This window comes from Stenotrophomonas maltophilia (assembly GCF_025642255.1).
GTDB classification, from domain to species: domain Bacteria; phylum Pseudomonadota; class Gammaproteobacteria; order Xanthomonadales; family Xanthomonadaceae; genus Stenotrophomonas; species Stenotrophomonas maltophilia_P.
In genome coordinates this window covers 3751335-3777836 of record NZ_CP106759.1, presented here as the reverse complement: position 1 = coordinate 3777836, position 26502 = coordinate 3751335, and the positions used below count along the sequence as shown (strand labels likewise).

General features: G+C 66.9%; 19 protein-coding genes. 10 read left to right on the top strand and 9 right to left on the bottom strand.

The window, feature by feature from the left end; all coding sequences use genetic code 11:
• Nucleotides 1-41 precede the first annotated feature (41 nt).
• The 9 genes from N8888_RS17190 to N8888_RS17150 form a co-directional block, all read right to left on the bottom strand.
• Nucleotides 42-461, bottom strand: coding sequence for a DUF2752 domain-containing protein (locus tag N8888_RS17190; RefSeq protein ID WP_263178431.1), 420 nt, complete (start codon nucleotides 459-461; stop codon nucleotides 42-44).
• A gap of 52 nt (nucleotides 462-513) precedes the next feature.
• Nucleotides 514-792, bottom strand: a complete 279-nt coding sequence (locus N8888_RS17185; RefSeq protein ID WP_065174386.1) for a CD225/dispanin family protein — start codon at nucleotides 790-792, stop codon at nucleotides 514-516.
• Nucleotides 793-822: 30 nt separating this feature from the next.
• Nucleotides 823-1110 (bottom strand): CD225/dispanin family protein, encoded by a 288-nt coding sequence (locus tag N8888_RS17180; protein WP_053515606.1) that lies wholly within the window; start codon nucleotides 1108-1110, stop codon nucleotides 823-825.
• A 182-nt stretch (nucleotides 1111-1292) separates the two neighbouring features.
• A complete protein-coding gene (locus N8888_RS17175) occupies nucleotides 1293-3182 on the bottom strand; it encodes an MFS transporter (protein WP_065181538.1) in 1890 nt (629 codons plus the stop codon).
• Between the two features lie 75 nt (nucleotides 3183-3257).
• Entirely contained in the window at nucleotides 3258-5438 is a 2181-nt protein-coding gene (gene yccS, locus N8888_RS17170) for a YccS family putative transporter (protein WP_065174388.1), read from the bottom strand.
• Nucleotides 5439-5534: 96 nt separating this feature from the next.
• Nucleotides 5535-7592 (bottom strand): TonB-dependent siderophore receptor, encoded by a 2058-nt coding sequence (locus N8888_RS17165; protein ID WP_111186820.1) that lies wholly within the window; start codon nucleotides 7590-7592, stop codon nucleotides 5535-5537.
• Nucleotides 7593-7814: 222 nt separating this feature from the next.
• The gene (locus tag N8888_RS17160; protein ID WP_111186819.1) at nucleotides 7815-10937 is read right to left on the bottom strand and encodes an efflux RND transporter permease subunit; all 3123 of its coding nucleotides are present in this window, start codon (nucleotides 10935-10937) and stop codon (nucleotides 7815-7817) included.
• Between the two features lie 31 nt (nucleotides 10938-10968).
• Entirely contained in the window at nucleotides 10969-14202 is a 3234-nt protein-coding gene (locus N8888_RS17155) for an efflux RND transporter permease subunit (RefSeq protein ID WP_263176086.1), read from the bottom strand.
• Nucleotides 14203-14276: 74 nt separating this feature from the next.
• Nucleotides 14277-15518 (bottom strand): efflux RND transporter periplasmic adaptor subunit, encoded by a 1242-nt coding sequence (locus N8888_RS17150; protein ID WP_053515617.1) that lies wholly within the window; start codon nucleotides 15516-15518, stop codon nucleotides 14277-14279.
• A gap of 185 nt (nucleotides 15519-15703) precedes the next feature.
• Here N8888_RS17150 and N8888_RS17145 point away from each other — a divergent pair, with 185 nt between their 5' ends.
• The 10 genes from N8888_RS17145 to aceK all read left to right on the top strand — a co-directional run bounded on the left by N8888_RS17145 (nucleotide 15704) and on the right by aceK (nucleotide 26500).
• Nucleotides 15704-17023 carry a M20 family metallopeptidase gene (locus N8888_RS17145; RefSeq protein WP_053515620.1) on the top strand — a complete coding sequence of 440 codons (1320 nt, stop codon included), beginning with the start codon at nucleotides 15704-15706 and terminating at the stop codon, nucleotides 17021-17023.
• 541 nt (nucleotides 17024-17564) lie between these two features.
• Nucleotides 17565-18383 carry an NADPH-dependent 7-cyano-7-deazaguanine reductase QueF gene (gene queF / locus N8888_RS17140; RefSeq protein WP_065181541.1) on the top strand — a complete coding sequence of 273 codons (819 nt, stop codon included), beginning with the start codon at nucleotides 17565-17567 and terminating at the stop codon, nucleotides 18381-18383.
• A 288-nt stretch (nucleotides 18384-18671) separates the two neighbouring features.
• Nucleotides 18672-18965 (top strand): LysM peptidoglycan-binding domain-containing protein, encoded by a 294-nt coding sequence (locus tag N8888_RS17135; RefSeq protein ID WP_053515622.1) that lies wholly within the window; start codon nucleotides 18672-18674, stop codon nucleotides 18963-18965.
• A gap of 47 nt (nucleotides 18966-19012) precedes the next feature.
• Nucleotides 19013-19519, top strand: coding sequence for a hypothetical protein (locus tag N8888_RS17130; protein WP_053515624.1), 507 nt, complete (start codon nucleotides 19013-19015; stop codon nucleotides 19517-19519).
• A gap of 294 nt (nucleotides 19520-19813) precedes the next feature.
• On the top strand, nucleotides 19814-22036 hold the full coding sequence (locus tag N8888_RS17125) for an NADP-dependent isocitrate dehydrogenase (protein WP_263176080.1): 2223 nt from the start codon (nucleotides 19814-19816) through the stop codon (nucleotides 22034-22036).
• Nucleotides 22037-22348: 312 nt separating this feature from the next.
• Complete coding sequence (locus N8888_RS17120; RefSeq protein WP_197601421.1) at nucleotides 22349-23314, top strand: hypothetical protein; 966 nt, start codon at nucleotides 22349-22351, stop codon at nucleotides 23312-23314.
• Nucleotides 23307-23855, top strand: coding sequence for a GTP-binding protein (locus tag N8888_RS17115; RefSeq protein ID WP_197601419.1), 549 nt, complete (start codon nucleotides 23307-23309; stop codon nucleotides 23853-23855). Before N8888_RS17120 ends, N8888_RS17115 begins: the two co-directional genes overlap by 8 nt.
• Nucleotides 23848-24264 (top strand): roadblock/LC7 domain-containing protein, encoded by a 417-nt coding sequence (locus N8888_RS17110; RefSeq protein ID WP_053515632.1) that lies wholly within the window; start codon nucleotides 23848-23850, stop codon nucleotides 24262-24264. The genes N8888_RS17115 and N8888_RS17110 overlap by 8 nt, the downstream gene beginning before the upstream one ends.
• A 53-nt stretch (nucleotides 24265-24317) precedes the next feature.
• On the top strand, nucleotides 24318-24677 hold the full coding sequence (locus N8888_RS17105) for a hypothetical protein (RefSeq protein ID WP_111186564.1): 360 nt from the start codon (nucleotides 24318-24320) through the stop codon (nucleotides 24675-24677).
• 92 nt (nucleotides 24678-24769) lie between these two features.
• Entirely contained in the window at nucleotides 24770-26500 is a 1731-nt protein-coding gene (gene aceK / locus N8888_RS17100) for a bifunctional isocitrate dehydrogenase kinase/phosphatase (protein ID WP_053515635.1), read from the top strand.
• Nucleotides 26501-26502: the final 2 nt, after the last annotated feature.

Sequence of the window (26502 nt, the reverse complement as noted above, 5' to 3'; positions counted from 1 at the left end):
CGCAGCACGCGTCGCGACGCGCCTGGACGCGAAGTGGGAATCTAGACCGGCGCCAGTGCGGTGAACGGTGCCCACGGCAGGTTGCGCAGCAGTGCGTAACCGGGCAGCAGCCACAGCCAGAACATGGGATTGGCCAGAATCCGCATCAGCGGATCAAGCACACGCGGGCGGATGCCGGCGATGTTCAGCAGCATCAGCAGCAGCAGGGGCAGGCTGATGACCAGCAGCGGGTTCATCGCCATCGCGCCGGCCAGATCGAAATGGACCAGCGAGTAAAGGCAGCGCGTGCTGCCGCAGCCGGGGCAATACAGGCCGGTGAGTGCGTACAGCGGGCAGCCCGGCAGGGGATTGCCGGCCACGTAGGGATCGACGTTGCGCAGCACCACGGCCGCGCCTGCGGCCAGGCCGGTGGAGGCCAGCAAGGGTGCCCAGCGGGCGAGCCGGGAAGGAAGAGCGGACACCATCAGGCGAGGACGGATCCGGCGCGGACGCGGCCGGATCCGTCCGCAGGCCTCAGTAGCTGCCGTTGCTCATCGCGCCGATGCCACCGAGCACGACGAAGAACAGCACATACAGCACGACCATGATGACCCAGGCGATGGCCGACCAGATGGCCCACTTCTTGGCCTTGGCGGACGAGTCCTGTGCACCGGCGATATCGCCAGCGGCCAGCTTGCCGTTGACCTGTGCCGCATAGACGATCGACACGATGCCGACCGGCAGGCAGCAGAGCAGGGTGCTCAGGATCGCCCAGACCAGGTTGTTCGGGACCTGCGGAGTAGCGGTGTTCATGATTCAAGCTCCTTGATGGGTGGTGGTGGATCAATGGTCGGAAAGAGCGCCCAGTGCGGCCAGGCCGCCGAAGAGCCCGAACCACAACAGCAACAGGACCGGCAGGGCCGCGGCCGAAGCCGCCGCCCACCAGCCCGCCTTGCGTGACGCGCTATAGGCTCCCGCCAGATCGCCGGCCGCGCGGCGGCCATCGACCTGGGCGGCATACACGATCGACACCACGCCCAACGGCAGGCAGCAGAACAGCGTCGTCAGGATCGCCCACACCAGATGGTTGGGGATGTAGACCGGACGGCCGAGTGGTGGCGGTTGATTCAACGTGAGACTCCATTCCTTGGTGGCCGACCGTTGTGAACGGGCCGGACCTCCCCCCTGTGGGTGCGTAATCTACCGCAACCTGCGTCGCATGTATGCGTTTTCAGCCCGGCAATGACGGGCATGGCGCTTGACGCTGGCGTATGTGGGGCGGGGGCCGGCTACGCGCGAACGGGGGGATTGCGTCAGGCGTGATCGCCGCGAAGGGCGCGGACCTGGGCTTCCAGTGCCGGCGCGTCGGTGCTGCGACCATCGATGGCAGGCGCCGCCACCACCTCGACGGTGGCGCGGAAGCGGCGCGGAACCCGCATGCGGCCAAGCCGGCTGTCGCGCCGGCTCCACATGCTCGACCACATCCCGCGCAGGGCCATCGGCACCACCGGCACCGGCCGGCGTTCGAGGATCTTCTCGACGCCGGACTTGAACGGCGCCATCTGCCCATCGCGGGTGAGTGCTCCCTCCGGGAAGATGCAGACCAGCTCACCCTCGGCCAGCGCCGCATCGATCTCCTCGAACGCGCGCTGCATCAAGGCCTCGTCCTCGCGAGCCCCGGCAATCGGGATGGCCTTGGCGGTGCGGAAGATCCAGCGCATCACCGGGATGTTGAAGATCCTGTAGTACATGACGAAGCGTACGGGGCGCGGAATCGTCGCCGACAGGATCAGTGCATCCATGTAGCTGACATGATTGCAGACGATCAGTGCTGCGCCTTCATCCGGCACATTGGCTTCGATGCCATGCGGGCGCAGCCGGTACAGGGTGCGCACCATCACCCAGCTCAGGAAGCGCATCAGGAATTCGGGGACGATGGTGAAGATGTAGATCGCCACCACGGCATTGGCGATCGCCAGCGCCAGGAACAGCTGCGGGATGCTCCAGTGCAGCAGTTCGCGCGCGGCCAGCGACAGCAGTGCGGCGGACACGATGAAACCGGAGTTCTGGATGTTCAACGCGGCGAACACGCGTGACATCTGCGCCTTCGGCGTGCGGCTCTGGATCAGGGCGAACAGCGGAACGACGAAGATGCCGGTGAACAGGCCGATTCCGACAAGGTCGATGACGATGCGCACGCTGCCGGGCTGCTGCAGGAACTGGGTGATGCTCAGCCCCTGCACGGTGGCCTCGCCGCTGCGGGCGAAGTAGAGATCGAGCAGGAACGCGGTCATGCCGAACGCGCCCAGCGGCACCAGGCCGATCTCCACTGTGCGCGCCGACAGCCTCTCGCACAGCAGCGAGCCAACGCCGGTGCCGATGGAAAACAGCGCCAGTGCCAGCAGGTACAGCTTGGGTTCGCCGCCCAGGTTGGCCAGCGCATAATTCGGCAGCTGCGAGGTCAGCACGGTGCCGACGAACCAGAACCAGGACACGCCCAGGATCGCGTTGCGCACCGCCTTCTGCTGGCGTGCCATGCGCAGCACCACCAGCGACTCCGGCAATGGGTTCCAGTTGATCTTCAGGCCCGGGTCGCCGGCATCGACCCTGGGAATCAATCGCGCCGCGATGTTGCCGCAGACCGCCAGGGCGATGACCAGCGATGCCGCGAACACGGGCCCGTGGCTGCCCGCCAGCAGGAACACGGCGCCGCCGATGATCATCCCTGACAGGATCGAGATCGATGTGCCCATCTCCACCAACCCGTTGCCACCGGTCAGCTCCTCGGGTTTGAGTACCGAGGGCAGCACCGAGTATTTCACCGGACCGAACAGGGTCGACTGCATGCCGGTGCAGAACAGCGCCACCAGCAGGAACGGCAGGTTCTCGGTGAGGAAGCCGATCGCTGCCAGCGACATGATCACGATCTCCATCGTGGTGGTGATCACGATCAGCCGCGACTTCTCCAGTTTGTCGGCGATCTGCCCGGCCAATGCCGAGAACAGGAAATAGGGAAGAATGAAGATCGCCGGCGCCAGCGTGGTGTACAGCGAACGCTGCTCTTCGGACACGCCCAGGTAGAACAGCAGGCCGATGATGGCCTGCCGGTATACGTTGTCGTTGAAAGCGCCCAGCGCCTGCACGATGAAGAACGGCAGGAAGCGGCGCTGGCGCAGCAGGGCGAACTGGTTGTGACCGGACATGGAATCTCCTTGACCGGCGCAGCCTAGCATTCCTGCCCGCCGGCCGGGCCCGGATCCAGTGCTGCCGGGTGGCGGTCAGGTCAGGCTGCGTACGGCCTCGTTGGCGGCGGCACGCAGCTTCGGCAGCAGGCGCAGCACCAATGCCATCTGGGTGCGGATCAACTGCAGCTTCGGTGGCATCACGTCCTCGATCTGCTCCAGCTCCGCGGCGACTGCGCGGTCGGCATCATTGTCATCCTCCGCGACCGCCTGCCGTGCGGCCAGCGCGCCGGCCAGCTGCTGCAGCGCCTTGCGCACCCGGTCGCCGGCGGCCAGTGCCAGCGGGTCGCCGGCGTAGCTGTCGACCTGGTCGCGGTGGGCACCCAGTGCCGACAGATGACCGAGCAGGGTGTTGGACAACGCCAGGAAGTGGAAGCCGGCATCCAGGTTGCGGCGTACATGGCCGGGCTCGCGCAGCATGTTCGACAGTGCAGTGGACAGCGCCGCATCGGCGTTGTGCATGTCGCGGCGGGCGATACGGTAGGCCAGGTCGTCGTGCATGCCACTGCGGTACTGGCCCAGCACCGCATCCAGGTAACGCGCGGCGGTATCCAGTACCCGTGACAGCACCCGATGCAGCTGGCGTCCCTGCCAGTCCGGCAGGATCAGGAAGGCGGCCGCCGCAGCGATCGCACAGCCCAGGATCGTGTCCACCATGCGCGGCACGATCAGCACGAAGCCATCGCCGATCAGGTTGAAGCAGGTCAGCGCCATCACCGTGATCGCGGCCGAGGCCACCAGGTAGCGATCGGTGCGGGTGAAGAAGAACAGCAGCGCCGACAGCAAGGCGATCAGCAGCTGCACGTGCAGCTGTGGGAACAGCTGCAGCAGGGCCCAGGTCAATACCAGGCCGGCCAGGGTGCCGACGATGCGCTGTGCCAAGCGCTGGCGCGTGGCGCCGAAGTTCGGCCGGCACACGAAGACGATGGTCAACAGCACCCATGAACCGTTCTGGGCATTGAACAGGCGGATCGCCAGGAAGCCGGCGATCAGCGCCAGCGCCATGCGCAGGCCATGGCGGAACAGCACCGAGCCGGGCGTGAGCTGCTGGCGCAGCCGTACCCCCATCTCGCGCAGGGTGTGCGGGTTGCTGTCACGCAGGCGCGTGTCGACATTGTCCAGGCTGGCCTCGGAGCGTTCGGCGTCGAGCAGCCGGCGCTCGATGCTGCGCAGGTTGTGCACCAGCAGATCCAGCGAACCGAGCAGGCGCTGCCATTGCGGACGCTGCTGGTCGCGCAGGTAGGCCAGCGCGTCGGCGAGGTCGCGTCCGGCCTGCTGGTTGCTCTCGCCATACACGAACGGGCGGCGCAGGCGGATGGCTTCGCCCAGACGCGCGCAGGCCTGCCCCTGCAGATCGAGCAGGCGCTGGCAGCGGTACAGCACGTCGCTGTGGAAGAACGCATCCACCAGTGCGCCATAGGGATAGTGCGAGGAGCTGGCGCGCTCGTGGAAATCCTGCGCCATGTAGTACAGGCGCAGGTACAGGCCGGAGTTGACCCCGGGCCGGCCGGAACGGCCGAAGCGCGCAAGGATCGCCGTCTTTGCTTCGTTCAGGGCTCCCACCACACGCCGGTTCTGTTCGGCCAGGTCCAGCTGGCGGCGCTGCAGGTCGGCCTCACGCACCGGCTCGAACAAGGCGGCTTTCAGCTGCAGGTAGCGGCCCAGTTCCTGGTAAAGACGGGCCACGCGTTCGCGCACCGGGCGGTTGGCGAACAGCGCGGTCCAGACGATGGACAGCAGGCCATACCAGACTGCACCGGCCAGCAGGTGGCTGACCGCATGCAACGCACGTGGCAGATCTCCGGCGCCGCCATGCTGTTCCAGCCCGATCATGGTGTAGATGGCCAGGGTGACCGTGGCCTGGGCGATGGAGGCGTAGCGTTCGCCCAGAGCACCCAGCAGGGTCAGGCCGAAGGTGGACAACGCCAGTGCGCCGATGAACAGCCACGGCCACGGGAACAGCGCGATCACCGAGGCGGCGGCGATGCAGAAGCACAGCAGCGACAGCAGCACCGCCTTGGTGCGGCCCCACCAGTTGTCGTCGGTTTCGGCGATCGCGCTGGCGATGATGCCAAGGAACGCCCCGGGCAGCGCGGGGAGCGCGTCCAGCTGCCAGCACACGGCCATCGCAGCCGACAGGGCGATGAACACGCGCAGGCCATAGCTGGCTTTCTCGTGTGCCCACAGGCGGCTGAGGCGGGAATGGGACGCGGACATGCAGGCTCGGGCGGCGGATTGCCTCCATTATGGCGGTGTGCGCGTGGGTGCGGTGTTCAATGTGCGGACCCACGGTCCGCACCCGCACAAGCCGGGTTACATCTCCCAGCGCACGCTCACCGCGAAGGTGCGCGGCAGGCCGACGCCCGCGTTCGACCAGTACCTGCGATTGGCCAGGTTCTCCACGCTGGCGCGCAGGGTGACCGGGTGCCCCGACGCCATCAGGCGGTAGCCCACACCGGCATTGACCAGGGTGTAGTCGGGCAGCTTCAGGGTATTGTCGGCGTCGTACCAGACATCGCCGTAGTAGCGCACGGCAGCATAGGTTTCCAGTCCATCGACCCACGGCAGCTGGTAGCTGGCATGCAGCACACCGCTCCAGCGCGCGGCGCCGACGGTGCGGTTGCCTTCCTGCGCGGCATTGTCGGGCGACAGCCTGTCGTAGGTCGGGTCCAGCCAGGTCACGCCGCCACCCACGGTCAGCGCATCGGTCAGGTGCAGGTCGGCGCTGGCTTCCACGCCTTCGTACAGGGTGATGCCATCCTGCACCAGGCGCAGGCCGGCGTCGGTGGGCTGGTCGATGTTGGCACCGCGTTCCAGGCGGAATGCGGCCACGTTCGCATTCCAGCGCGAGGCTTCTACCTTGGCGCCGACCTCGTACTGCTTGCTGATGGTCGGACCCAGCACATCACCGGCGTTGATGTAGGGGTTGCCCACGCGGCTGCCGGCTTCCAGCGATTCAATGTAGCTGGCGTACAGGGTCACGGCCTCGCTGGGCTTGAACATCACCGCATAGGTCGGGGTGACCGGGTAGGTGTGGTAACGGCCCTTGGTCTCGAAGTCGTTGTAGCGCCAGCCGGCCAGCACCGACCAGCCCCCGCCGAAGTCCACGGTATCGCTGGCGAATACGGCCTGCTGCACGGTTTCATCGCCGCGGGTCATCACCCGCGAACCCACCGCGTCGTGGCGGATGGCCGAACGCTGGTACAGGTTGGCGCGACCAATGGTGTTCCACTCGTAGGGGCGGTCCCAGCCCAGCCCGGTCTGGTGGCTGACGCCGGCCACCAGCTGGTGCTGCAGCGGGCCGGTGCGGAAGCCGCCCTGCACCAGCGCCTGCGCCAGTTTCCATTGGCTCTTGCCGCCCAGCTCATACACATTCACGTTGTAGTCGCCGTTCGGATCGTCGATGTAGGCGAAGATCTTGTTGACGTCGTTCCAGGAGGTGGTGACGCCGTAGCTCAGGCTGGCCTTCCAGCCGCTGTTGATCTGCCAGGTGAACGCCGTGGACAGCAGGCTGGAACGGGTATCGTAGTAGGTGCCCGGCACGCTGTTGTCGACGTCGCCGGCAATCGGCCGCGGCAGCGAGGTCATGCCGATGAAGTAGTACTGCGGCGACTCTTCGCTCAGGTCGCGCGACTGGAACACGCCGTCGAAGGTCCAGGTGAGCGCATCGCTCAGGCGCGCGTCCAGCGACAGCGCGCCGACCTTGCGGTCGACATGGCCACCGTTGAAGGTTTCGCCCTTCTCCTGATACGCGTTGAAGCGATAGCCGAACATATCTTCGTTGCCGAAGCGGCCACCGGCATCGACACCACCACTGATGATGGCCTGTTCGCGCCAGCCCAGCTGCGCCGAGAAGGTGCGGGTATCGGTCGGCTTCTTGGTGATGTAGTTGACGATGCCGCCGGGCGCGCCGAAGCCGTACAGGAAGCCGCCGGGGCCCTTCAGCAGGTCCACCTGTTCCATCACTTCCAGCGGCCATTCGGTGCCCCACGAGGACACCTGCAGACCGTTCACGCGGTAGCTGTCGTAGTTCAGATCGATGCCGCGGTTGCGGATGGGCGAGCTCCAGCCGCTGGCGTAGGCGCTTACCTGGGTGGTGACCGATGGATCGAACAGGAAGGCTTCGCCCAGCGATACGACCTGGCGCTGCTCGAGCTGTTCGCGGCCGACCGCAGTAATGGCGAACGGGGTATCGCGCAGGGCACGGTCACCCAGCGCGCCGGCTTCGGTGTGGGTGCGTTCGCCGACCACCTTGATGGCGTCCAGGTCGGTGGCGCTGCGGGCATCAGCCGGGGCTTGCGCATGGGCTGCGCAGGCGGTGGACAGGGCGGCGGCCAGCAGGGCCAGGCGCGGGGTGCGGAACGAAGGCATCGATCGGATTCCTCGGCGGACGGCCACAGGCCATCCACCCATGGTTGGGGGAAGAGGCAGTGGCTGGGATCACGCAGGCTGTCCGTGAACTGGGAGCGGGGCGCCGCAGGGGCGCAGGACCATGGCTGGTTGCGAATTGTTCTCTTTTCGTTACAGCGCGTCAAACCGTGAGCGTCGCCCGGGTGGTAGCGGCGCGCCGGGCGTGGCCCGGCGCTACCGAGGCTAGGCGCGCTGCGCGCGCTTGAGCAGTTTCGCCTCGCGCCTGCGCGCGCGCCGCGCCCGCCAACGCTCGGCCAGGCAGGAGAAGATCACGTACAGGGCCGGCGTGCTGAGCAGGGTCAGACTCTGCGAGAACAGCAGGCCACCGATCATCGCGATGCCCAGCGGCCGGCGCAGCTCCGACCCTTCGCCCAGGCCGATTGCCAGCGGAACCGCAGCCAGGATGGCCACCATCGTGGTCATCATGATCGGCCGGAAGCGGACGATGCTGGCCTCGCGTGCGGCCTCGCGCGGGGTCAGTCCGTGCTCGCGCTGCGCCACCAGCGCGAAGTCGATCATCATGATCGCGTTCTTCTTGACGATGCCGATCAGCAGCACCAGCGCGATCATCGAGATGACCGACAGCTCGGTGTTGGTACCGAACAGGGCCAGCAGCGCGCCTACGCCTGCCGCCGGCAGCGTGGACAGGATCGTCACCGGATGGATCAGGCTTTCGTACAGCATGCCCAGCACCAGGTACACGGTCAGGATCGCCGCCAATACCAGGATCAGCATGTCGCTGGGATCGGAATTGAAGCCAAAGCCCGCATCGTCGGCCAGGCGGATGTCGCCCGGCATGCGCATGCCGGCCACGGTCGCATCGATGATCGCCTTTGCCTCGCCCATGCTGACGCCGGGGGCGAGGTTGTAGCTCAGGTCCATCGTCGTGTACTGGTTCTCATGCGTGATCTGCGAAGGCGCCAGCCCCGATACCTGGGTGGCCACCGCAGTGATCGGCACCATCTCGCCATTGCCTGCGCGCACATGGACCTCGTCCAGTGCGGTGGGGGTCGCCGTCTGCGAAGGCAGGGCATTGACCACGACGCTGTACTGGTTGATGTCCGAGTAGATCGTCGAGATCTGGCGCTGGCCGAATGCACCGTACAGCGCACCGTCGATGGCACCGACCGAGACGCCCAGTCGCGCGGCCTTGGCGCGGTCGATCACGATGTTCTGGCGCAGGCCGGCGTTGTCCACGTCGGTGCCGACATCGCGCAGCTTGGGGTTCTTCTTCAGTTCCGCCTGCAGCTTCGGCAACCACTCCTGCAGCGCCGCCAGATCGTTGCCCTGCAGCGAGATGCGGTACTGCGCGCCCTGGCTGGAGCCGCCGCCGTCGTTGCTGGGCAGATCCTGGATGGCGCGCAGCCGCAGCTGCAGGTCGGGATAGCGGTCGGCCTTGGCGCTCAGTCGCGCCAGTGCATGCGCGGTGGTCTCGCGGCGGCCTTCCTTGCGTGACTTCAGTTCGACATTGAACTGCGCGCTGGAACCCTGGCGGCCACTGCCCAGGCGCACGCCGACGGTCTTCACCGCCGGGTCGGCCATCAGCATGTCGGTGATGCGGCGCTGGCGGTTGACCATGTCCTCGAAGGACACGGTCGCGCTGGAGTTGGCGCGGCCCCAGATGAGCCCGGTGTCCTGTGGCGGGAAGGCTCCCTTCTTCACCGCGCCGAACAGGAAGACGGTCACGCCGATCAGGATCAGCGGCGTGAGCGAGAGCAGCAACGCGTGGCGCAGGGAGAAATCGAGGAACACCGTGTAGATGCGCAGCATGCGTTCGTGGCCGGCGTCCAGCCAGCGGCCCAGGCGCGAGGGTGCCGCGCGATGGTCGTGCGCACTGAGGAACCGGCTGCACAGCGCCGGCGTCAGCGTCAGCGAGACGATCATCGAGACCACGATCGCCGCCACCAGGGTGACGGTGAACTCACGGAAGAACGCGCCCATCATGCCGCTGGCGAACAGCAGCGGGATGAACACCGCAACCAGCGAGGCGGTAATCGAGACGATCGTGAAGCCGATCTCGCGTGCGCCGGTGAACGCTGCCTGCAGGCGCGGCATGCCTTCGTCGAGGTGGCGCATGATGTTCTCGATCACCACGATCGCATCGTCCACCACGAAGCCGATCGCGATCACCAGCGCCAGCAGGCTCAGGTTGTTCAGGGTGAAGCCCAGCGCATACATCACCAGTGCGGCGCCGGCCAGCGACAGCGGCACCGTCACGGCCGCGATCAGGGTCGGGGCGAGCCGGCGCAGGAACAGCGCCATGGTCAGCACCACCATCGCCAGGCTGATCAGCAAGGTGATCTGCACTTCGTGCAGCGACGAGCGGATCGTCGGCGTGCGGTCGAAGTATGGCGTCATCGTGGTTCCCGGCTGCAGGTAGTCACGCAGCGTCGGGATCTGCGCCTTCACCCGGTCGACGGTCTCCACGATGTTGGCGCCGGCGCGGGTGAACACATACATGACCACCGCGGGCTTGTGGTCGAACCATGCCGCCTGGTAGGCGTCCTGCTGGCCGTCGTAGACGTTGGCGACGTCCTTCAGGCGGATCACCCGGCCGTCGCCTTCGGTCTTCACCACCAGGTTGGCGAAGTCCGCAGCGCGGGCCACCGAATCGTTGGTAATGATCGCGGTGGTGGAGTTGCCATCGCTGAGGAAGCCGGTCGGCGAGGTCACATTGGCCGCGCGCACCGCGTTGCGCAGGTCGTCGGCGGTCAGGCCCAGCGCGTTCATCAGCCGCAGGTTGACGTCCACGCGCACTGCCGGCGTCGACGCGCCGGCGATGTCCACCGAGGCCACGCCGCTGATCTGGCGGATGCGCTGGGCCAGCAGCGAGTCGGCCACGTTGTACAGCTCATCGGCCGACTGCGTCTGCGAGGTCAGTGCGATGGCGATCACCGGGTCGTCGTTCGGATTCGCCTTCTGGTACATCGGCGAGCCCATGCCCGAGGGCAGATCGGCCTGCGCGGAATTGATCGCGGTCTGCACGTCCAGCGCCGCCGAATCGATGTCACGGTCGCTCTGGAAGATCATGAACACCAGCGAGCTGCCTTCCGAGCTCGACGAGCGCATGCGATCGATGCCCGGCAGCTGGCCCAGATGACGCTCCAGTGGTGCGGTGACCGTGGAGGCCATCGTCGCCGCGTCGGCACCGGCCTGGCTGGCATGCACGAAGATCACCGGAATCTGGATGTTCGGCAGTGCCGATACACCCAGCCTCAGGTAGCAGATCAGACCCACCATGAACAGGCCGATGGCCAGCAGGGCGGTACCGATCGGGCGGCGGATGAAGGGGCCGGACAGGTTCATCGCGCGGCCCCCCGCAGCAGCGGGGCAGGGGTCATGCCTGCGGCTCCTGCAGCGTGCCCTCGCGCAGTGCGCGCTGCTCGCGGCGGCGCGCCAGCCACTCGGAGAAGCGCTCCATGTACAGGTAGATCACCGGCGTGGTGTACAGCGTCACCAGCTGCGAGAGCAGCAGGCCGCCGACGATGGCGATGCCCAGCGGACGGCGCAGTTCCGAGCCGATGCCGGTACCCAGCGCGAGTGGCAGCGCACCGAGCATGGCCGCAGCCGTGGTCATCATGATCGGGCGGAAGCGCAGCAGGCAGGCGCGGCGGATCGCTTCATGCGCGTTGGCACCGGCGCGGCGTGCTTCGATCGCGAAGTCCACCATCATGATGCCGTTCTTCTTGACGATGCCGATCAGCAGCACGATGCCGACGATGCCGTCCACCGACAGGCTCAGGCCACACAGCATCAGCGCCAGCAGCGCGCCGACGCCTGCCGGCGGGAGGGTCGAGATGATCGTGATCGGATGGATGTAGCTCTCGTACAGCACGCCCAGCACGATGTAGATGACCACCAGCGAGGCCAGCAGCAGCCACACCACATCGGTCTGGCTGCCGGTGAACTCGGCGGCCTTGCCGATGAACTCGGCATGCAGGTGCGCGGGCATGTCCAGACTGTCCTTGGTCTCCTGGATCGCGCGTACCGCTTCGGACAGCGAATAGCCCGGCGCGACGTTGAACGAGACGGTCACGGCCGGCAGCTGCTGCTGGTGGCTGACCACCAGCGGCGCGCTGGTCACCTGGCCTTCGGCCAGCGCCGACAACGGAATGATGTTGCCGGCACCGACCGTGATGCCGGTGTTCTGCGCGCCGATGCCGGTGGCCGTGGAGGAGTTGGAGGAGGTGACCTGGCCGAAGCTGGTGGCGTTGGTGCCGGTCAGCGCGCCAGCACCGTTGGAGGCCACCGCCAGCTGCTCCATCAGCGCGGTGCTGGTGCGGAACTCCGGTGCCACTTCCAGCACCACGCGGTACTGGTTGAGCTCGGTGAAGATGGTCGAGATCTGGCGCTGGCCGAACGCATCGTAGAGCGTGTCGTCGATGGTCTGCATCGGCACGCCCAGCACGCTGGCCTTGTCACGATCGATCGTCAGCTGCAGGGCACGGCCCTGGTTGGACAGGTTGTTGTCCACGTCGGCCAGCTCCGGCCGCTGGCGCAGGGCCTCGGTCAGGCGCGTGGCCTGGGTGGCGACGGTGGCCGCGTCCACGTCCGACAGGGAGTACTGGTACTCGGTCGCGGCCACGCGGGTGTCGAGGGTGACGTCCTGCACCGGCTTCAGATACAACGCTACGCCGGGAATCCCGGCGACGGCCTCCTGCAGGCGCGGCAGGATCCGGTCCAGCCCATCACGCTGGCTGCGCTTCTTCAGCACGATCGACAACTGGCCCTGGTTGAGCGTGGGGTTCATGCTGCCAGCGCCGATGAAAGCCGACACGCCAGTCACATCCGGATCCTTGCGCAGCGCTTCGGCCACCTGCCGGGTGCGCTGCTCCATCTGCGGGAACGCGATGTTCTGGTCGGCCTGCACCACGCCGGTGATCAGGCCGGTGTCCTGCTCGGGCAGCAGGCCCTTGGGAATCAGCACGTACAGCAGAACGGTCAGCACAAGGGCGCCGCCGGCCACGGCCAGGGTCAGGCGCTGGTGGTCCAGCACCCAGTCCAGGCTGCGCTCATACAGGCCGACGGTGCGGCTCCACACGGTCTGCTTGCCGGCCGCGTGCGCCCGTTCATGCGCGTCCTCGCCTTCCGGCAGCGCGTCGGGCTTGAGCAGGTAGGCGCACATCATCGGGGTGAGCGTCAGCGAGATCAGCATCGACAGCACGACCGCGATGCTCAGCACCCAGGCGAACTCATGGAACAGGCGGCCGGTGACGCCGGGCATCAGCAGCAGCGGCAGGAACACTGCCACCAGCGATACCGTCAGCGACAGCACGGTGAAGCCGATCTGGCGCGCACCGATCTCGGCCGCTTCCTTGCCGCTCTTGCCCTGCTCGATGTAACGGACGATGTTCTCGATCATGACGATGGCATCGTCGACAACGAAGCCGGTGGCGACCACCAGTGCCATCAGCGAAAGGTTGTCCAGCGACATGCCGGTGAACGCCATCACCGCGAACGTGCCGGCCAGCGACAACGGTACCGCCACCGAAGGAATGATCGTGGCCCACAGGCGGCGCAGGAACACGAAGATCACCGCCACGACCAGGCCGATGGTCAGTACCAGGGTGAACTGCACTTCGTGCACGGAGGCGCGGATGGTCTCGGTACGGTCGTTGAAGATCTCCAGATGCACGTCGGCCGGCAGCACGCCCTGCAACTGCGGCAGGATCGCGCGGATGCGCTCGACGGTCTGCACGATGTTGGCGCCCGGCTGGCGGCGCACTTCGAGAAGGACAGCCGGCTTGCCGTCGGCCCATGCGGCAAGCTGGTCGTTCTCCACGCCGTCCACCACCGCGGCCACGTCCGACAGCCGCACCGGGCGGCCGTTCTTGTAGCTGATGATGGTGTCGCGGTATTCGGCGGCACTGGACAGCTGGTCATTGGTGCCGATGCTGTAGGACTGCGTCTTGCCGTTCAGCGAGCCCTTCGGCGCATTGACGTTGGCCTGGGTGAGCGCGCTGCGCAGTTCTTCCAGGGTCAGGCCCATGTTCGACAGCTGCGCCGGATTGACCTGGATGCGCACCGCCGGGCGGACATTGCCGGCGATCGACACCAGGCCCACGCCCTGCACCTGCGACAGGCGCTGGGCCAGGATCGAATCGGCGTAGTTGTTGACCTCCCGCAGCGGGCGCGTGTCCGAGGTGAGCTTCAGGGTGACGATGGCCGCATCGGCGGGGTTCACCCGGTTGTAGACCGGCTGGTAGGGCAGCGACGAGGGCAGGGTGGCCTGGCGGATCGCCGCCTGCACGTCCTGCGCGGCGATATCGATGTCGCGGTCCATCGAGAACTGCAGGATGATCGTCGACAGCCCGGCCGACGAATCGGACGTCATCAGGTCCAGGCCGGAGATCTGGCCGAACTGCCGCTCCAGCGGGGTGGTGACCAGCGAGGCCATCGTGGTGGCATTGGCACCCGGGTACTGGGTGGTGACCACCAGGCTGGGCGCATCGATTTCCGGCAGTGCCGACACCGGCAGCTTGCGATAACCGAGAATGCCCAGCAGCAACAGGCCCGCCATCAGCAGCGAGGTGGCGATCGGGCGGCGGATGAAGATCGTCGAAAAACCCACGGACTGATCCTTGCTGGCGCTTCAATGGCAGCGCCGGCGTCGATGCCGGCGCGAAAGGAATCGGTGGCCTGCGCTCAGCGCGGGCCACCACCGCGGCGGCCTGCGCCGCCACTCTTCTGTTCGGCGGCCTTCAATTCGGCCTCGGTGGGTGCAGCCGGGGTCTCACCGGGCTTCAGGGCCGTGACCTTGCTCCCGGGCTTCAGGCGGAACTGGCCTTCACTGACCACCCGCTCGCCGCCCTTCAGGCCCTCGGCGATCTGCACGTGGCTGTCGCCCACTTCCACGCCGCTGCGCACGGTCTGCATCTTCACCGTGTTGTCGCCCTGCACGACGTAGACATACTCGCCGTCCGGGCCACGCAGCACGGCCTGGGTAGGAATCACCACGCCGCCGCCGATGGTGCGCAGCTGCATGCGCACATTGACGAACTGGCCCGGCCACAGGCCGTTGTCCGCATTGTCGAACACCGCGCGTGCCTTGAAGGTGCCGCTGTCGGCGCTGATCAGGTTGTCGACCACATCGAGCTTGCCGTCGCCGGACAGCACGTGCGAATCGGCACGGTCCAGCGCAGCCACCGGAACGCTGCCGGCCGCCTGTGCCTGGCGCACATCGCCGAGCTGGCGTTCGGGCAGGTTGAACAGCACGTGGATCGGGTGGATCTGGGTCAGGGTGACCAGGGCGGTGCCCGCGTTGACCACGTTGCCGGCATCGACTGCACGGATGCCGGCGATGCCCGAGATCGGCGCAGTGACCTTGGTGTACTGCAGCTGCACCTGCGCCGAGCGCATGCTCGCCTCGTTGGCGGCCACTGCGCTTTCGTACTGTGCCACCTGGTTGCGTTGTGTATCCAGATCGGTCTTGGCGACGTACTGGCGGTACTCGGGGGCATTGGAGCGCTGGTAGTTGGAGCGCGCGGTCGCCAGCAGCGCCTCGTTCTGGCGCTTGGCGGCAGCGGCCTGGTCATAGCTGGCCTGGGCGGTACGTGGGTCGATCACCGCCAGCACGTCGCCCTGCTTCACTTCCTGGCCTTCGCGGAAGTTCAGGCTCATCAGCTGGCCGCCGACCTGAGGGCTGACCGTGACGGTATTCATCGCGGTGACCGTACCGAGCGCACTGGCGTAGACGGGCACGTCCTGGCGCACGGCGTCGACCACGGTCACCGGTACCGGTGCGGCATCGGCGTCATCGCCACCTTGGCCGGCGGCGACGCCGGGCCTGCCGGCCTTGTCCTTGCCACCGCCCAGCACGCGCAGGCCCACCACGGCCAGCACCAGTACCGCCACGACCAGCAGCACGATCTTCCAAACACGTGACATTCAAGGACTCCAAGAGGGCTGGACGGGCGGGGCCCGGTGGGCAATGCGCAAAGCATACCTGTGCCACATCACGTTTCCTGCATGACGGATGGGACGGGCGCTAGGACCGGTGCCGGCCGTGGAGGTTCCCGTAAAGGCAGCGTTGCCCTACATTCAGGTGCAGAACCCTGCCGTGGAGTACCGAGATGCGCCGTTCGTTGCTGCTGTCCGCCCTGATCCTGGCCCTGCCGGCCCTTGCCCATGCCCAGGACGGGCAGCGTCCCGAGGTGACCGCGGCCGCACAGCGGCTGCAGGCCAAAGTGGTGGAGTGGCGCCGTGATTTCCACCAGCATCCGGAGCTGTCCAACCGCGAAGTACGGACCTCGGCCGAGGTCGCCAAGCACCTGCGCGCAATGGGCCTGAAGCCGAAGACCGGCATTGCCCATCATGGCGTGGTGGCGATCATCGAAGGCGGCAGGCCGGGTCCGAAGATCGCCCTGCGCGCCGACATGGACGCGCTGCCGGTGACCGAACAGACCGGCCTGCCGTTCGCCTCGAAGGCGACCGATCAGTACCGCGGGCAGACGGTGGGCGTGATGCATGCCTGCGGCCATGATGCCCATACCGCCACCCTGCTGGGTGTGGCCGAGGCGCTGGTGGCAATGAAGAAGGACCTGCCGGGCCAGGTCATGCTGATCTTCCAGCCGGCAGAGGAGGGCGCGCCGCCGCCGGAAGAAGGCGGTGCCGCGCTGATGCTGAAGGAGGGCCTGTTCGCCGACTTCAAGCCGGAAGCCGTGTTCGGCCTGCATGTGTTCTCCAGCGTGCAGGCCGGTCAGATCGCCGTGCGTGGCGGTCCGCTGATGGCCGCCTCGGACCGCTTCGGCATCAAGGTGATCGGTCGCCAGACGCATGGCTCCGCGCCGTGGAACGGTGTCGACCCGATCGTTGCCACGGCCGATCTGGTCGGTACCGCGCAGACCATCGTCAGCCGTCGCGCGAATCTGTCCAAGCAGCCGGCGGTGCTCACCTTCGGTGCGATCAACGGCGGCATCCGCTACAACATCATTCCGGACGAGGTGGAGATGGTCGGCACCATCCGCACGTTCGACGAGGGCATGCGCCAGCAGATCTTCGCCGACCTGCGCAACGTCGCAGAGCACACTGCGGCCGCGCACGGGGCAAAGGCGGTCACCGACATCTACGAATCAGAGGGCAACCCGGCCACGGTCAACGATCCGGCGCTGACGGCACGCATGCTGCCGAGCCTGCAGGCGGTGGTGGGCAAGGACAACGTGTACGAACCGCCCCTGCAGATGGGCGCGGAGGACTTCTCGCTGTATGCCAAGGAGGTGCCGGGCATGTTCTTCTTCGTCGGCTCCACCAGCGTGGGCATCGATCCGGCGACGGCACCGGCCAATCATTCGCCGAAGTTCCTGCTGGATGAGAAGGCGCTGGACGTGGGACTGCGTGCGTTGCTGCAGGTGAGCCTGGATTACCTGCACGGTGCCGGCACTCCGGCAGGGTGAGGGTTTCCGGCAGGGCTTGCAGCCCTGCACCCCTGAAGCAACGGCAACGTCAACGGCAAAAGCGGTGCTGGATTTCTGTTGGTTGGGCGGGGCGGTGTGGGCCTGCAGGACACGCCGTAAACCCGTCCATGGGGGCTCGATGGCGCCATCCATGGCGCCAACGGTCCTGCAGGCCCACACCGCCCCGGCCCCGACAGGTTCACGGGGCTGTTGGTAGGTGTCGACCTTGGTCGACACAGGCAGACATCGGGAATGTCTGAAGGATTGGCTTTTGATTTTGATTTTTCTGATCTTTCCCGTGGTGGTGGCTGCGTGCAGGGAACTGTCAGGGGCCGGGTGGGTAGGCGGGGCGGGGGTGTCCGCGGCATGGATGCCGCGGCCAAGCCCCCAAGGACGGGTTTACGGCGTCCCCCGACCCGCCTACCCACCCGGCCAAGCCGATAGACCGCCTTCCACGACCAACCGACAAAACCACCACGGAGGGGCTCCGCCGTTGGCCGGCCCGGCCGGAGGCCCGGCCGCGTCGCGATACAATGGCCCCATGAACACCCCCCAGGATTCCAGCCTCGGTCGCGAGGTCAGTTACCCGTCGCAGTACGATCCCGGCCTGCTGTTTCCCATCCCCCGCCGCGCCGCCCGCGCCGAGATCGGCCTCGACGACACCGCGCTGCCGTTCGTCGGCCATGATCGCTGGCATGCGTTCGAGCTGAGCTGGCTCGACCCGCGTGGCAAGCCGCAGGTGGCCGTTGCCACCGTGCAGGTGCCCTGCACCTCGCCGTGCCTGATCGAATCGAAGTCGTTCAAGCTGTACCTGAATTCCCTCAACAGCACCCGCATCGACAGTGCCGAGGCACTGCATGCGCGTCTTGTCGACGATCTGTCAGCCTGTGCCGGCGCACCCGTGCAGGTGGCGTTCGGCCTGCCCGAACTGCGCCCGGTACCTCTGGGCGAATCCATCGACGGCCTGGACCTGGAGATCGACTGCTACGGCCCCCCGCAGGCGGACTTCCTCTCGGCCGACGCTGCGCAGCCGGTGGAGGAGACGTTGGTCTCCGCGCTGCTGAAATCCAACTGCCCGGTTACCGGCCAGCCGGACTGGGCCACGGTCAGCCTGCGCTATCGGGGGCCGAAGATCGACCGGGCCGGCCTGCTGCGCTATCTGGTGAGCTACCGCGAGCACGCGGAATTCCACGAGCAGTGCGTGGAGCGGATCTTCAGCGAGGTCTCCGCGCGCTGCCGGCCGCAGTGGCTGGAAGTGGAAGCGCGCTACACGCGTCGCGGCGGCCTCGACATCAATCCATGGCGCGCCAGCCCCGGCATCGCTGCCCCGGCCGCGACCTACCGCGAGCTGCGCCAGTAACCGCCGCAGGCGGTTACGGTAGCGCCGGGCCACGCCCGGCGAGCGCAGCGGCCCCACCGATCCCCCGCAGGCGGTTGCGGGTAGCGCCGGGCCACGCCCGGCGAGCGCAGCGGTCCCAGCCACCGCCGCCGGGCATGGCCCGGCGCTACCGGTGGAGCAGCGGGCAGGGGGTGTCCATCTCCCGATTGTTCAGCCCCCCGGGGGGGCGGCTTCACATCTGCACCATCCCCATTTAACAACCGCCATGGCACCGTGCGAACCACGTAGTCATGCAGACGGGAGTTGTGGATGAGTACCGAGAAGAAAGCTGATTTCTCCGGCGTCAGCGCCAGCGTCGACAGTACCGCCCAGCAGGCACCGAAGGCGGACTTCTCCGGCGTCAGCGGCTCGGTGGACAGCACCGCCGAGGTGGTCAGCGGCGGCACCTACACCGTGCAGAAGGGGGACTCGCTGTCGAAGATCGCCAAGGCGCATCTTGGCGACGCCAATGCCTGGAAGAAGATCTTCGAAGCCAACCGGGACGTGCTCGATGACCCGGACAAGATTTTCCCTGGCCAGACCCTGAAACTGCCACCGAAGTAAGCCGGCCGCGCCCGCACGCCATCCGACAATCCTGGGAGGAACACCGAATGATCAAGACCACGCCGCTCCAGACCGCCCTGCTGACCGCCCTGTTGGGCAGCGTCGCCCTGGTGGGTTGCAAGAAGAAGGAAGAGTCGACCGACAGCAATGCAGCGCCCGCTGCCACCGCCCCGGCCGAAACGGCCCCGGCACCGATGACCGGCGCGCCGCCGCCGATGTCTGAGGCGGCAGTAGCCGTCTCCTCCGTCTCCGTCGGCAAGACGGCGGCAGCGGACAAGTCCGTCGCTCCGGCAGCACTGTTCGCGCCGAAGGACGATGTGATCGTGTCGGTCCGCACAGACGGTGCTGCCAACAACGTCAACGTCGGCGCCAAGCTGACCTTCCAGGACGGTCAGGTCGCCGGCGAGCAGAATGCCACGCTGAACACCAGCGGTGCCGAGACCACCAACATCACCTTCAAGAATGCCAATGGCTGGCCGGCCGGCAAGTACCGCGCCGAAGTCATGGTTGATGGTAAGGCGGCCGGAACGCCGCAGGAGTTCGAGGTCAAGTAAGTCCTGCCGACTCTCTCCCGGCAGGGCTCACGATGGACGCAGCCGCGAGGCTGCGTCTTTTTTTGCGTGACACCCCCAGCCGGGTGAATCACTGCGTTGCAGTACCGGCGCGTATGGCGCGGCTTTGCCCCGCGCGGCTGAAAACGCGACAATGCAGGGGTTTCCCCGCCGCGCGCCCACCCTGACGGCGACGGGGGAAAGCGTGGGGCCAGGCCCCGCGCGAGACACGGTTGCACGTGGTCCGGCGCTGCCGCCGGGCTTTCCCTGAGCACTGCTACAGAGTCCAAGTCCCCCATGTCCAAGATTCTCTACACGCTGACCGACGAAGCCCCGTTCCTGGCCACCCAGTCGCTGCTGCCGATCGTCGATGCCTACACCGCCACCGCTGGCATCGTGGTGGAAACCCGCGACATCTCGCTGTCCGGGCGCATTCTTTCGCAGTTCCCGGAACTGCTGGGTGAGGAGCAGAAGGTCAGTGACGACCTGGCCGAGCTGGGCCAGCTGGCGACCACGCCGGACGCCAACATCATCAAGCTGCCCAACATCTCCGCCTCGGTGCCGCAGCTGAAGGCGGCCATCAAGGAGCTGCAGGACCAGGGCTATCCGTTGCCGGACTACCCGGAAACGCCGGCCGACGACCAGCAGCGCGACTACAAGGCGCGCTACGACAAGGTCAAGGGCAGCGCGGTGAATCCGGTGCTGCGCGAAGGCAACTCCGACCGTCGCGCGCCGCTGTCGGTGAAGAACTATGCCCGCAAGCATCCGCATCGCATGGGCGCCTGGTCCGCCGATTCGAAGTCGCACGTCTCGCACATGGACGCGGGCGACTTCTATGGCAGCGAAAAGTCGGCAACCCTCGCCAACGCCGGCACCCTGAAGATCACCTTCCATGGCAATGACGGCAGCACCGTCGTGCTGAAGGAAAAGACCGCGGTCAAGGCCGGTGAGATCGTTGATGCCGCCGTGATGAGCCGCAAGGCGCTGGCTGCCTTCATCGACGCGCAGATCGCCGATGCCAAGAGCCAGGGCGTGCTGTTCTCGCTGCACCTGAAGGCGACCATGATGAAGGTCTCCGACCCGATCATGTTCGGCGTGGTCGTGGAAGAGTTCTACAAGGACGTGCTGGCCAAGCACGCCGACGCCATCCGGCAGGCCGGTTTCGATGCCAACAACGGCATCGGAGACCTGGTCGCGCGCCTGCCGTCGCTGCCGGAGGCCACCCGCGCCGCCATCGAAGCCAACCTGAAGGCCGAGTACGCGCAGCGCCCGGGCCTGGCGATGGTCAACTCGGACAAGGGCATCACCAACCTGCACGTGCCGAGCGACGTGATCGTCGACGCCTCGATGCCGGCGATGATCCGCGACTCCGGCAAGATGTGGAATGCCGAAGGCAAGCTGCAGGACACCAAGGCGGTCATCCCGGACCGCTGCTATGCCGGCGTCTACCAGGCCGTCATCGACGACTGCAAGGCGCACGGCGCCTTCGACCCGGCCACCATGGGCTCGGTGCCGAACGTCGGCCTGATGGCGCAGAAGGCCGAAGAGTACGGCTCGCACGACAAGACCTTCCAGATCGCCGCCGACGGCGTGGTCAAGGTCACCGATGACGCGGGCAGCGTGGTGTTCGAGCACGCGGTGGAGGCCGGTGACATCTGGCGCATGTGCCAGACCAAGGACGCCCCGATCCAGGACTGGGTCAAGCTGGCGGTCGAGCGCGCGCGCCTCAGCAGCACCCCCGCCGTGTTCTGGCTGGACGCTGCCCGCGCCCATGACGCGCAGGTCATTGCCAAGGTCGAGCAGTACCTGAAGAACCACGACACCGCCGGCCTGGACATCCGCATCCTGCCGCCGGTGGAAGCCACCGCGTTCTCGCTGGCCCGCATCCGCAAGGGCGAAGACACCATCTCGGTGACCGGCAACGTGCTGCGTGACTACCTGACCGACCTGTTCCCGATCATGGAGCTGGGCACCAGCGCCAAGATGCTGTCGATCGTGCCGTTGATGGCCGGTGGTGGCCTGTTCGAGACCGGTGCCGGCGGCTCGGCCCCCAAGCATGTACAGCAGTTCGTCGAAGAGGATTACCTGCGTTGGGATTCGCTCGGTGAGTTCCTGGCGCTGGCAGCGTCGCTGGAGCATCTGGGCAACCGCTACGACAATGCAGCAGCCCGTGTGCTGGCCAAGGCGCTGGACGAAGCCAACGGCCAGTTCCTGGACAACGACAAGTCGCCTTCGCGCAAGCTCGGTGGCATCGACAACCGTGGCAGCCACTTCTACATCGCGCTGTACTGGGCGCAGGCCCTGGCCGCGCAGGACGAGGACGCCGCACTGAAGGCACGCTTCGCCCCGCTGGCCAAGGCCCTGACCGACAACGAGCAGAAGATCGTCGAAGAGCTGATCGCAGTGCAGGGCAAGGCCGTGGACATCGGCGGCTACTACCGCCCGGACGTGGAAAAGGCCAGCAAGGCGATGCGCCCGAGCGCGACCTTCAACGCCGCGCTGGAGCAGCTGCGCGGTTGATCGATCCATCGCCGTTCGGTCGTGACCCCGGAACCCGCGCTTCGGCGCGGGTTTCTTTTTGGCTCCGGGGTCAGATCCCCTTTTGCCATGCAAAAGGGATCTGACCCCAAGCGATGAAAACGTGACTTCCGTCAGCTGTCGGAATGCCGTCAATACGGCATGAAACTTGCCCGCGATGGCCGTCGCAGAACCGATGCGTGCGTAGGCGCGGGCACTGTCAATCTGAGCGGTCGATCACGACGGATGCCGCGGGCGATGACCTAGCCTTGGCGACGCGAGATCGCCGGGGAGGCGGTCGCACGGGGAACACGGATGGCACGCGTGCTGGTAGTGGGAACCGATATCCAGGGAGAGCAGGCCCTGCTCAGGCGCCTGCGCATCGCTTCGGCCCTGCCTGACGGCCAGATCCGCCGCAGCCAGGATCTGGACGACTGTGATCTGCTGGTCATCCGCGATACGCCCGCATTGCGCAACGCGGCCCTGCGCATGCGCCAGCAGCGGCCCCGCCTGCAGTGCTGGATCGAAGATCCCGGTGGCCAGCTGCGCGACGGCGATGGCCAGCAGCGTGTGCTCGATGACGGCGCCATCGGCCGCGCACTGCGTGGCATGCAGCGCCCACCGGAACCCGTAATTCCACACGTGCCCGCGCCGATCCGCCTGGCCGATGGTGCACACGCGATCACCCGCCTGCTGCGCGAGCGCTTGCCACTGCGGCAGGGATACGCGCTGCTGGGGGATGCCGCTGCGCCCCTGCTGCTGCTGGACCTGGAGCAGGACCAGGCCATCGCACTGCACGAGCCCGTCGTGGCATTGGTCGAACGCCTTGCGCGGGGGTTCGAACAGCTCTGGCTCGATGCGCTGACAGCAGCGCAGCTGCAGGCCCAGGCGGCAGATCGCACCCGGCAGCCATTGCGCCCGTTGCTGTGGCAGTGGGCGCAGCGCAGCCCGCATTGGCAGGCCCTGGACGAGCGCCTGCGCGTCGCCTCGGTGAAACTGCTGCGCTGGCCTGACTTCCGCGTACTGGGCCACGATCACGATGGCTTCCGCCTGTGCTCGCTGCTGCTCAAGCGCGCCTGTACGGTGGACGAGTGTGCCGTGCTGCTCGACCTTCCGCAGGCTGCAGTACGCGATTTCGTGCACGCCGCTTATCTGTGTGGCTATGCGCAGCTGCAACCGGCGCCTGCGGCGACGGTGACGGTCATGCGCGGCACGGGCAACGACAATGGGCTGCTGGCCCGGCTGTGGCGCCACCTGCGCGGGAGCGAACGCAATGCGTGAGCACAAGGTGGTCGTGCTGGGTGGCATGGGCAGCGGCAAGTCGACGCTGGTGCGCAGCATCGCCGCCGGCACGGTAGTGGACACCGACGTCGCCAACAGCGATCGGCTTGGCGCCGACAAGGCATCGACCACGGTGGCGCTCGATTACGCCGACATCGATCTGCCCAATGGCGAGCGCCTCCGCCTGTACGGTACACCGGGTCAGCAACGTTTTGATTTCCTGTGGCCGATCCTGCTGCAGGGCGCGCGCGGCGCGGTGCTGCTGCTCGATGGCCGACGTGCCGGCGTGGCTGCCGAACTGGACGGCTACCTGCAGGTGCTGCGGCCGTTCGGACCGGCGCTGGCACTGGTGGTGGCGGTGACCCATCTGGACCAGGCACCGGCGGCCGCGATGGAACAGTGGGCAGCACATGCGCAGATCGACGGCCAACCGCTGCCGCTGCTGCCGCTGGATGCGCGCGACCGCGAACAGGGGCTGTTGCTGATGGATGTGCTGATGAGCGAGATCGAAGCGTACGCGCTGGTGACCGCGCATGGCTGACGGACAGGCCGCACTGCTGCCCGATGCACGCCAGCGCGAACGCCTGCAGCCGTTGCTGCAGGACCTGCAGCACCGGGTGGAAGGGGTGCGCACCGTGGTGCTGGCCAGTGTCGATGGCTTCGCGCTGGTCAGCGCCGGCGCCGAAGGGCGTGGTGAACGCCTGGCCGCGATGACCAGCGCAATGCTGGCGTTGGCGGCAGCAGTAGGGCGCGAGCTGGTCCTGGGAGACCTGCAGACGCTGATGCTGGAAGCCGCGGGCGGCAAGGTGCTGATGCTGGCCATTCACGGTGAAGGGCGTGTGCCGCTGCTGCTGATGGCAGCCTGCGACCAGCGCAGCGTGATCGGCCAGGTGCTGTGGCAGAGCAGGGAATGTGGCCAGGCGATCCTGGCCGAACTCGGCGGACCGTGAGCCCGGCCGCAGGGGAACGAGGGGCTCGAACCTACACCGACAAGGGGTGCAACGTGTCTGGATTGACTGAATCGTTGAATGCACTGATGGGTATCGATGGCGCGCAGGCCGTGGCGCTGGTCGACTATGAAAGCGGCATGCTGCTGGGCGAAGCCGGTGCGGGGATGGACATGGAAGTGGCGGCAGCCGGCAACACCGAAGTGATCCGCGCGAAGATGAAAACCGCAGCGTCGCTCAACCTCAACGACAGCATCGAGGACATCCTGATCTCGCTGGGCAGGGCGTACCACATCATGCGCCCGGTGGCCAGGAAGAAGGGCCTGTTCTTCTACATCGTGCTGGACCGTAGCAAATCCAATCTGGCATTGGCCCGGCGCAAGGTGCAGGAAGTGGAGGCCGAGCTGGCCATCTGAGCCGATGCCTGTTGGAGCCGGGCATGGCCCGGCTCTACCCATTCCACCCCACGCCGGCGTATGGTTGAGCCATCTTCTCCGGTGAGCCCTGCATGTCCACGCCTGACATCGCTGCCGAACTGGCGCCGCGCATCGCAGGCGCCATCCGCGATGGATTCGAGCAGTACCATGCCCGCTTCGCGGCGATCACCGCCCGCGCGCGGCAGCGCTTCGAGCAGCGCGACTGGAACGGTGCCCGCCAGGACGCCGTCGAGCGCATCGCCCTGTACGACCTGTGCATCGCCGAGCAGATGGATGCACTGCGCCGGCTTGCCGGCGAGGCGATCGGCGAGCGCTCGCTGTGGTTGCAGGTGCACGGCGCCTACAGCGCCCTGCTGCAGGGGCTGATCGACGCCGAGCTGTACAAGACGTTCTACAACACGCTGTCGCGGCGGTTGTTCGCCACTCGCGGCGTGGACCCGGCGGTGGAGTTCATCGCCTTCGATGTCGAGCCGTCCGATGCGATCACCCATCCGGTCGCCCGCCACACCTATGCGGTCTCACCGACGCGCCCGGTGGAGGCGCTGCAGCGGGTGCTGGCTGACTATCGCTTCGATGTTCCCTATGCGCACCAGCTGCGCTGTGCCGCCGCCATCGCCGTGCGCCTGCAGGATGATCTTGCGCACTGGGGCGATACGCCGGTACGCAGCATCGAACTGCTGGATACCGTGTTCTACCGCGAGCGTCGCGCCTATCTGGTAGGGCGCGTCTTCGGCGAGCATCGCTTCTCGCCCTGCGTGATCGCGCTGGTCAACGACGAACAGGGCCTGCGTGCCGATGCAGTGCTGACCCGTCGCCGCGATGTCGCCCACCTGTTCGGCGTGTCGCGCAGCTATTTCCAGGCCGACCTGGCCACCGTCGGCGACGCCGTGGTGTTCCTGCGCAGCCTGCTGCCGGGCAAGCCGATCGACGAAATCTACACCGTGCTGGGCCGTGCCAAGCAGGGCAAGACCGAGCGCTACCGCACCTTCTTCCGCCATTTCAATGAACATCCACACGAGCGCCTGGTCCACGCCGAAGGCACCCCCGGCATGGTCATGGCCGTGTTCACCCTGCCCAGCTATCCGCTGGTGTTCAAACTCATCCGCGATCGTTTCGCCTGGCCGAAGGCGATGTCACGGCAGCAGGTGGAAGAGAAGTACGCGCTGGTGTTCAACCTGGACCGTGTCGGCCGCCTGCTGGACGCGCAACCCTATCGGCACCTGCGCTTCCCGCGCGACCGCTTTGCGCCGGCGCTGCTTGACGAACTGCTGGGCCAGTGCGCGCAGAGCATCCGCGTCGATGGCGACGAAGTGGAAGTGGCGCTGTGCTACGTGCAGCGCCGTTTCCGCCCGTTGAACCTGTACCTGCGCGAGCAGGGCGCAGAGCCGGTGCGCGCTGCGGTGCTCGACTACGCGCAGGCGATCACCGACATGGCGCGCAACAACATTTTCCCCGGTGACATGCTGCCGAAGAATTTCGGTGTTTCACGTCACGGCCGCGCGGTCTTCTACGATTACGACGAACTGTGCCTCGTCAGCGACTGTGTGTTCCGTGCCTGGCCGCAGCCGAGCTCGCCGGAAGAGGCGATGGCCGACGAGCCCTGGTTCCACGTTGGCCCGCGCGATGTGTTCCCCGAACGCTTCGGCCCCTTCATGGGATTGCCGGCCGGCGAACTGGCGGCCGTGCGTGAGCACTATCGGCACCTGTTCGATCCCGGCTGGTGGCAGGCCTTGCAGGCCCGCTTCGCCAGTGGCGACTATCCGGACACGCCGCCCTATGCCGCCAGCCACCGGCTGGCGTAGCC

Excerpts from the sequence above, each read along its gene's own strand:
- N8888_RS17110 (WP_053515632.1), top strand. The coding sequence starts at position 23,848 with ATGGCTGACGGACAGGCCGCACTGCTGCCCGATGCACGCCAGCGCGAA.
- N8888_RS17135 (WP_053515622.1), top strand. The coding sequence starts at position 18,672 with ATGAGTACCGAGAAGAAAGCTGATTTCTCCGGCGTCAGCGCCAGCGTC.
- yccS (WP_065174388.1), bottom strand. The coding sequence starts at position 5,438 with ATGTCCGCGTCCCATTCCCGCCTCAGCCGCCTGTGGGCACACGAGAAA.
- N8888_RS17145 (WP_053515620.1), top strand. The coding sequence starts at position 15,704 with ATGCGCCGTTCGTTGCTGCTGTCCGCCCTGATCCTGGCCCTGCCGGCC.
- N8888_RS17150 (WP_053515617.1), bottom strand. The coding sequence starts at position 15,518 with ATGTCACGTGTTTGGAAGATCGTGCTGCTGGTCGTGGCGGTACTGGTG.
- N8888_RS17175 (WP_065181538.1), bottom strand. The coding sequence starts at position 3,182 with ATGTCCGGTCACAACCAGTTCGCCCTGCTGCGCCAGCGCCGCTTCCTG.
- N8888_RS17130 (WP_053515624.1), top strand. The coding sequence starts at position 19,013 with ATGATCAAGACCACGCCGCTCCAGACCGCCCTGCTGACCGCCCTGTTG.
- N8888_RS17160 (WP_111186819.1), bottom strand. The coding sequence starts at position 10,937 with ATGAACCTGTCCGGCCCCTTCATCCGCCGCCCGATCGGTACCGCCCTG.
- N8888_RS17165 (WP_111186820.1), bottom strand. The coding sequence starts at position 7,592 with ATGCCTTCGTTCCGCACCCCGCGCCTGGCCCTGCTGGCCGCCGCCCTG.
- N8888_RS17185 (WP_065174386.1), bottom strand. The coding sequence starts at position 792 with ATGAACACCGCTACTCCGCAGGTCCCGAACAACCTGGTCTGGGCGATC.
- N8888_RS17125 (WP_263176080.1), top strand. The coding sequence starts at position 19,814 with ATGTCCAAGATTCTCTACACGCTGACCGACGAAGCCCCGTTCCTGGCC.
- N8888_RS17120 (WP_197601421.1), top strand. The coding sequence starts at position 22,349 with ATGGCACGCGTGCTGGTAGTGGGAACCGATATCCAGGGAGAGCAGGCC.
- N8888_RS17115 (WP_197601419.1), top strand. The coding sequence starts at position 23,307 with ATGCGTGAGCACAAGGTGGTCGTGCTGGGTGGCATGGGCAGCGGCAAG.
- aceK (WP_053515635.1), top strand. The coding sequence starts at position 24,770 with ATGTCCACGCCTGACATCGCTGCCGAACTGGCGCCGCGCATCGCAGGC.
- queF (WP_065181541.1), top strand. The coding sequence starts at position 17,565 with ATGAACACCCCCCAGGATTCCAGCCTCGGTCGCGAGGTCAGTTACCCG.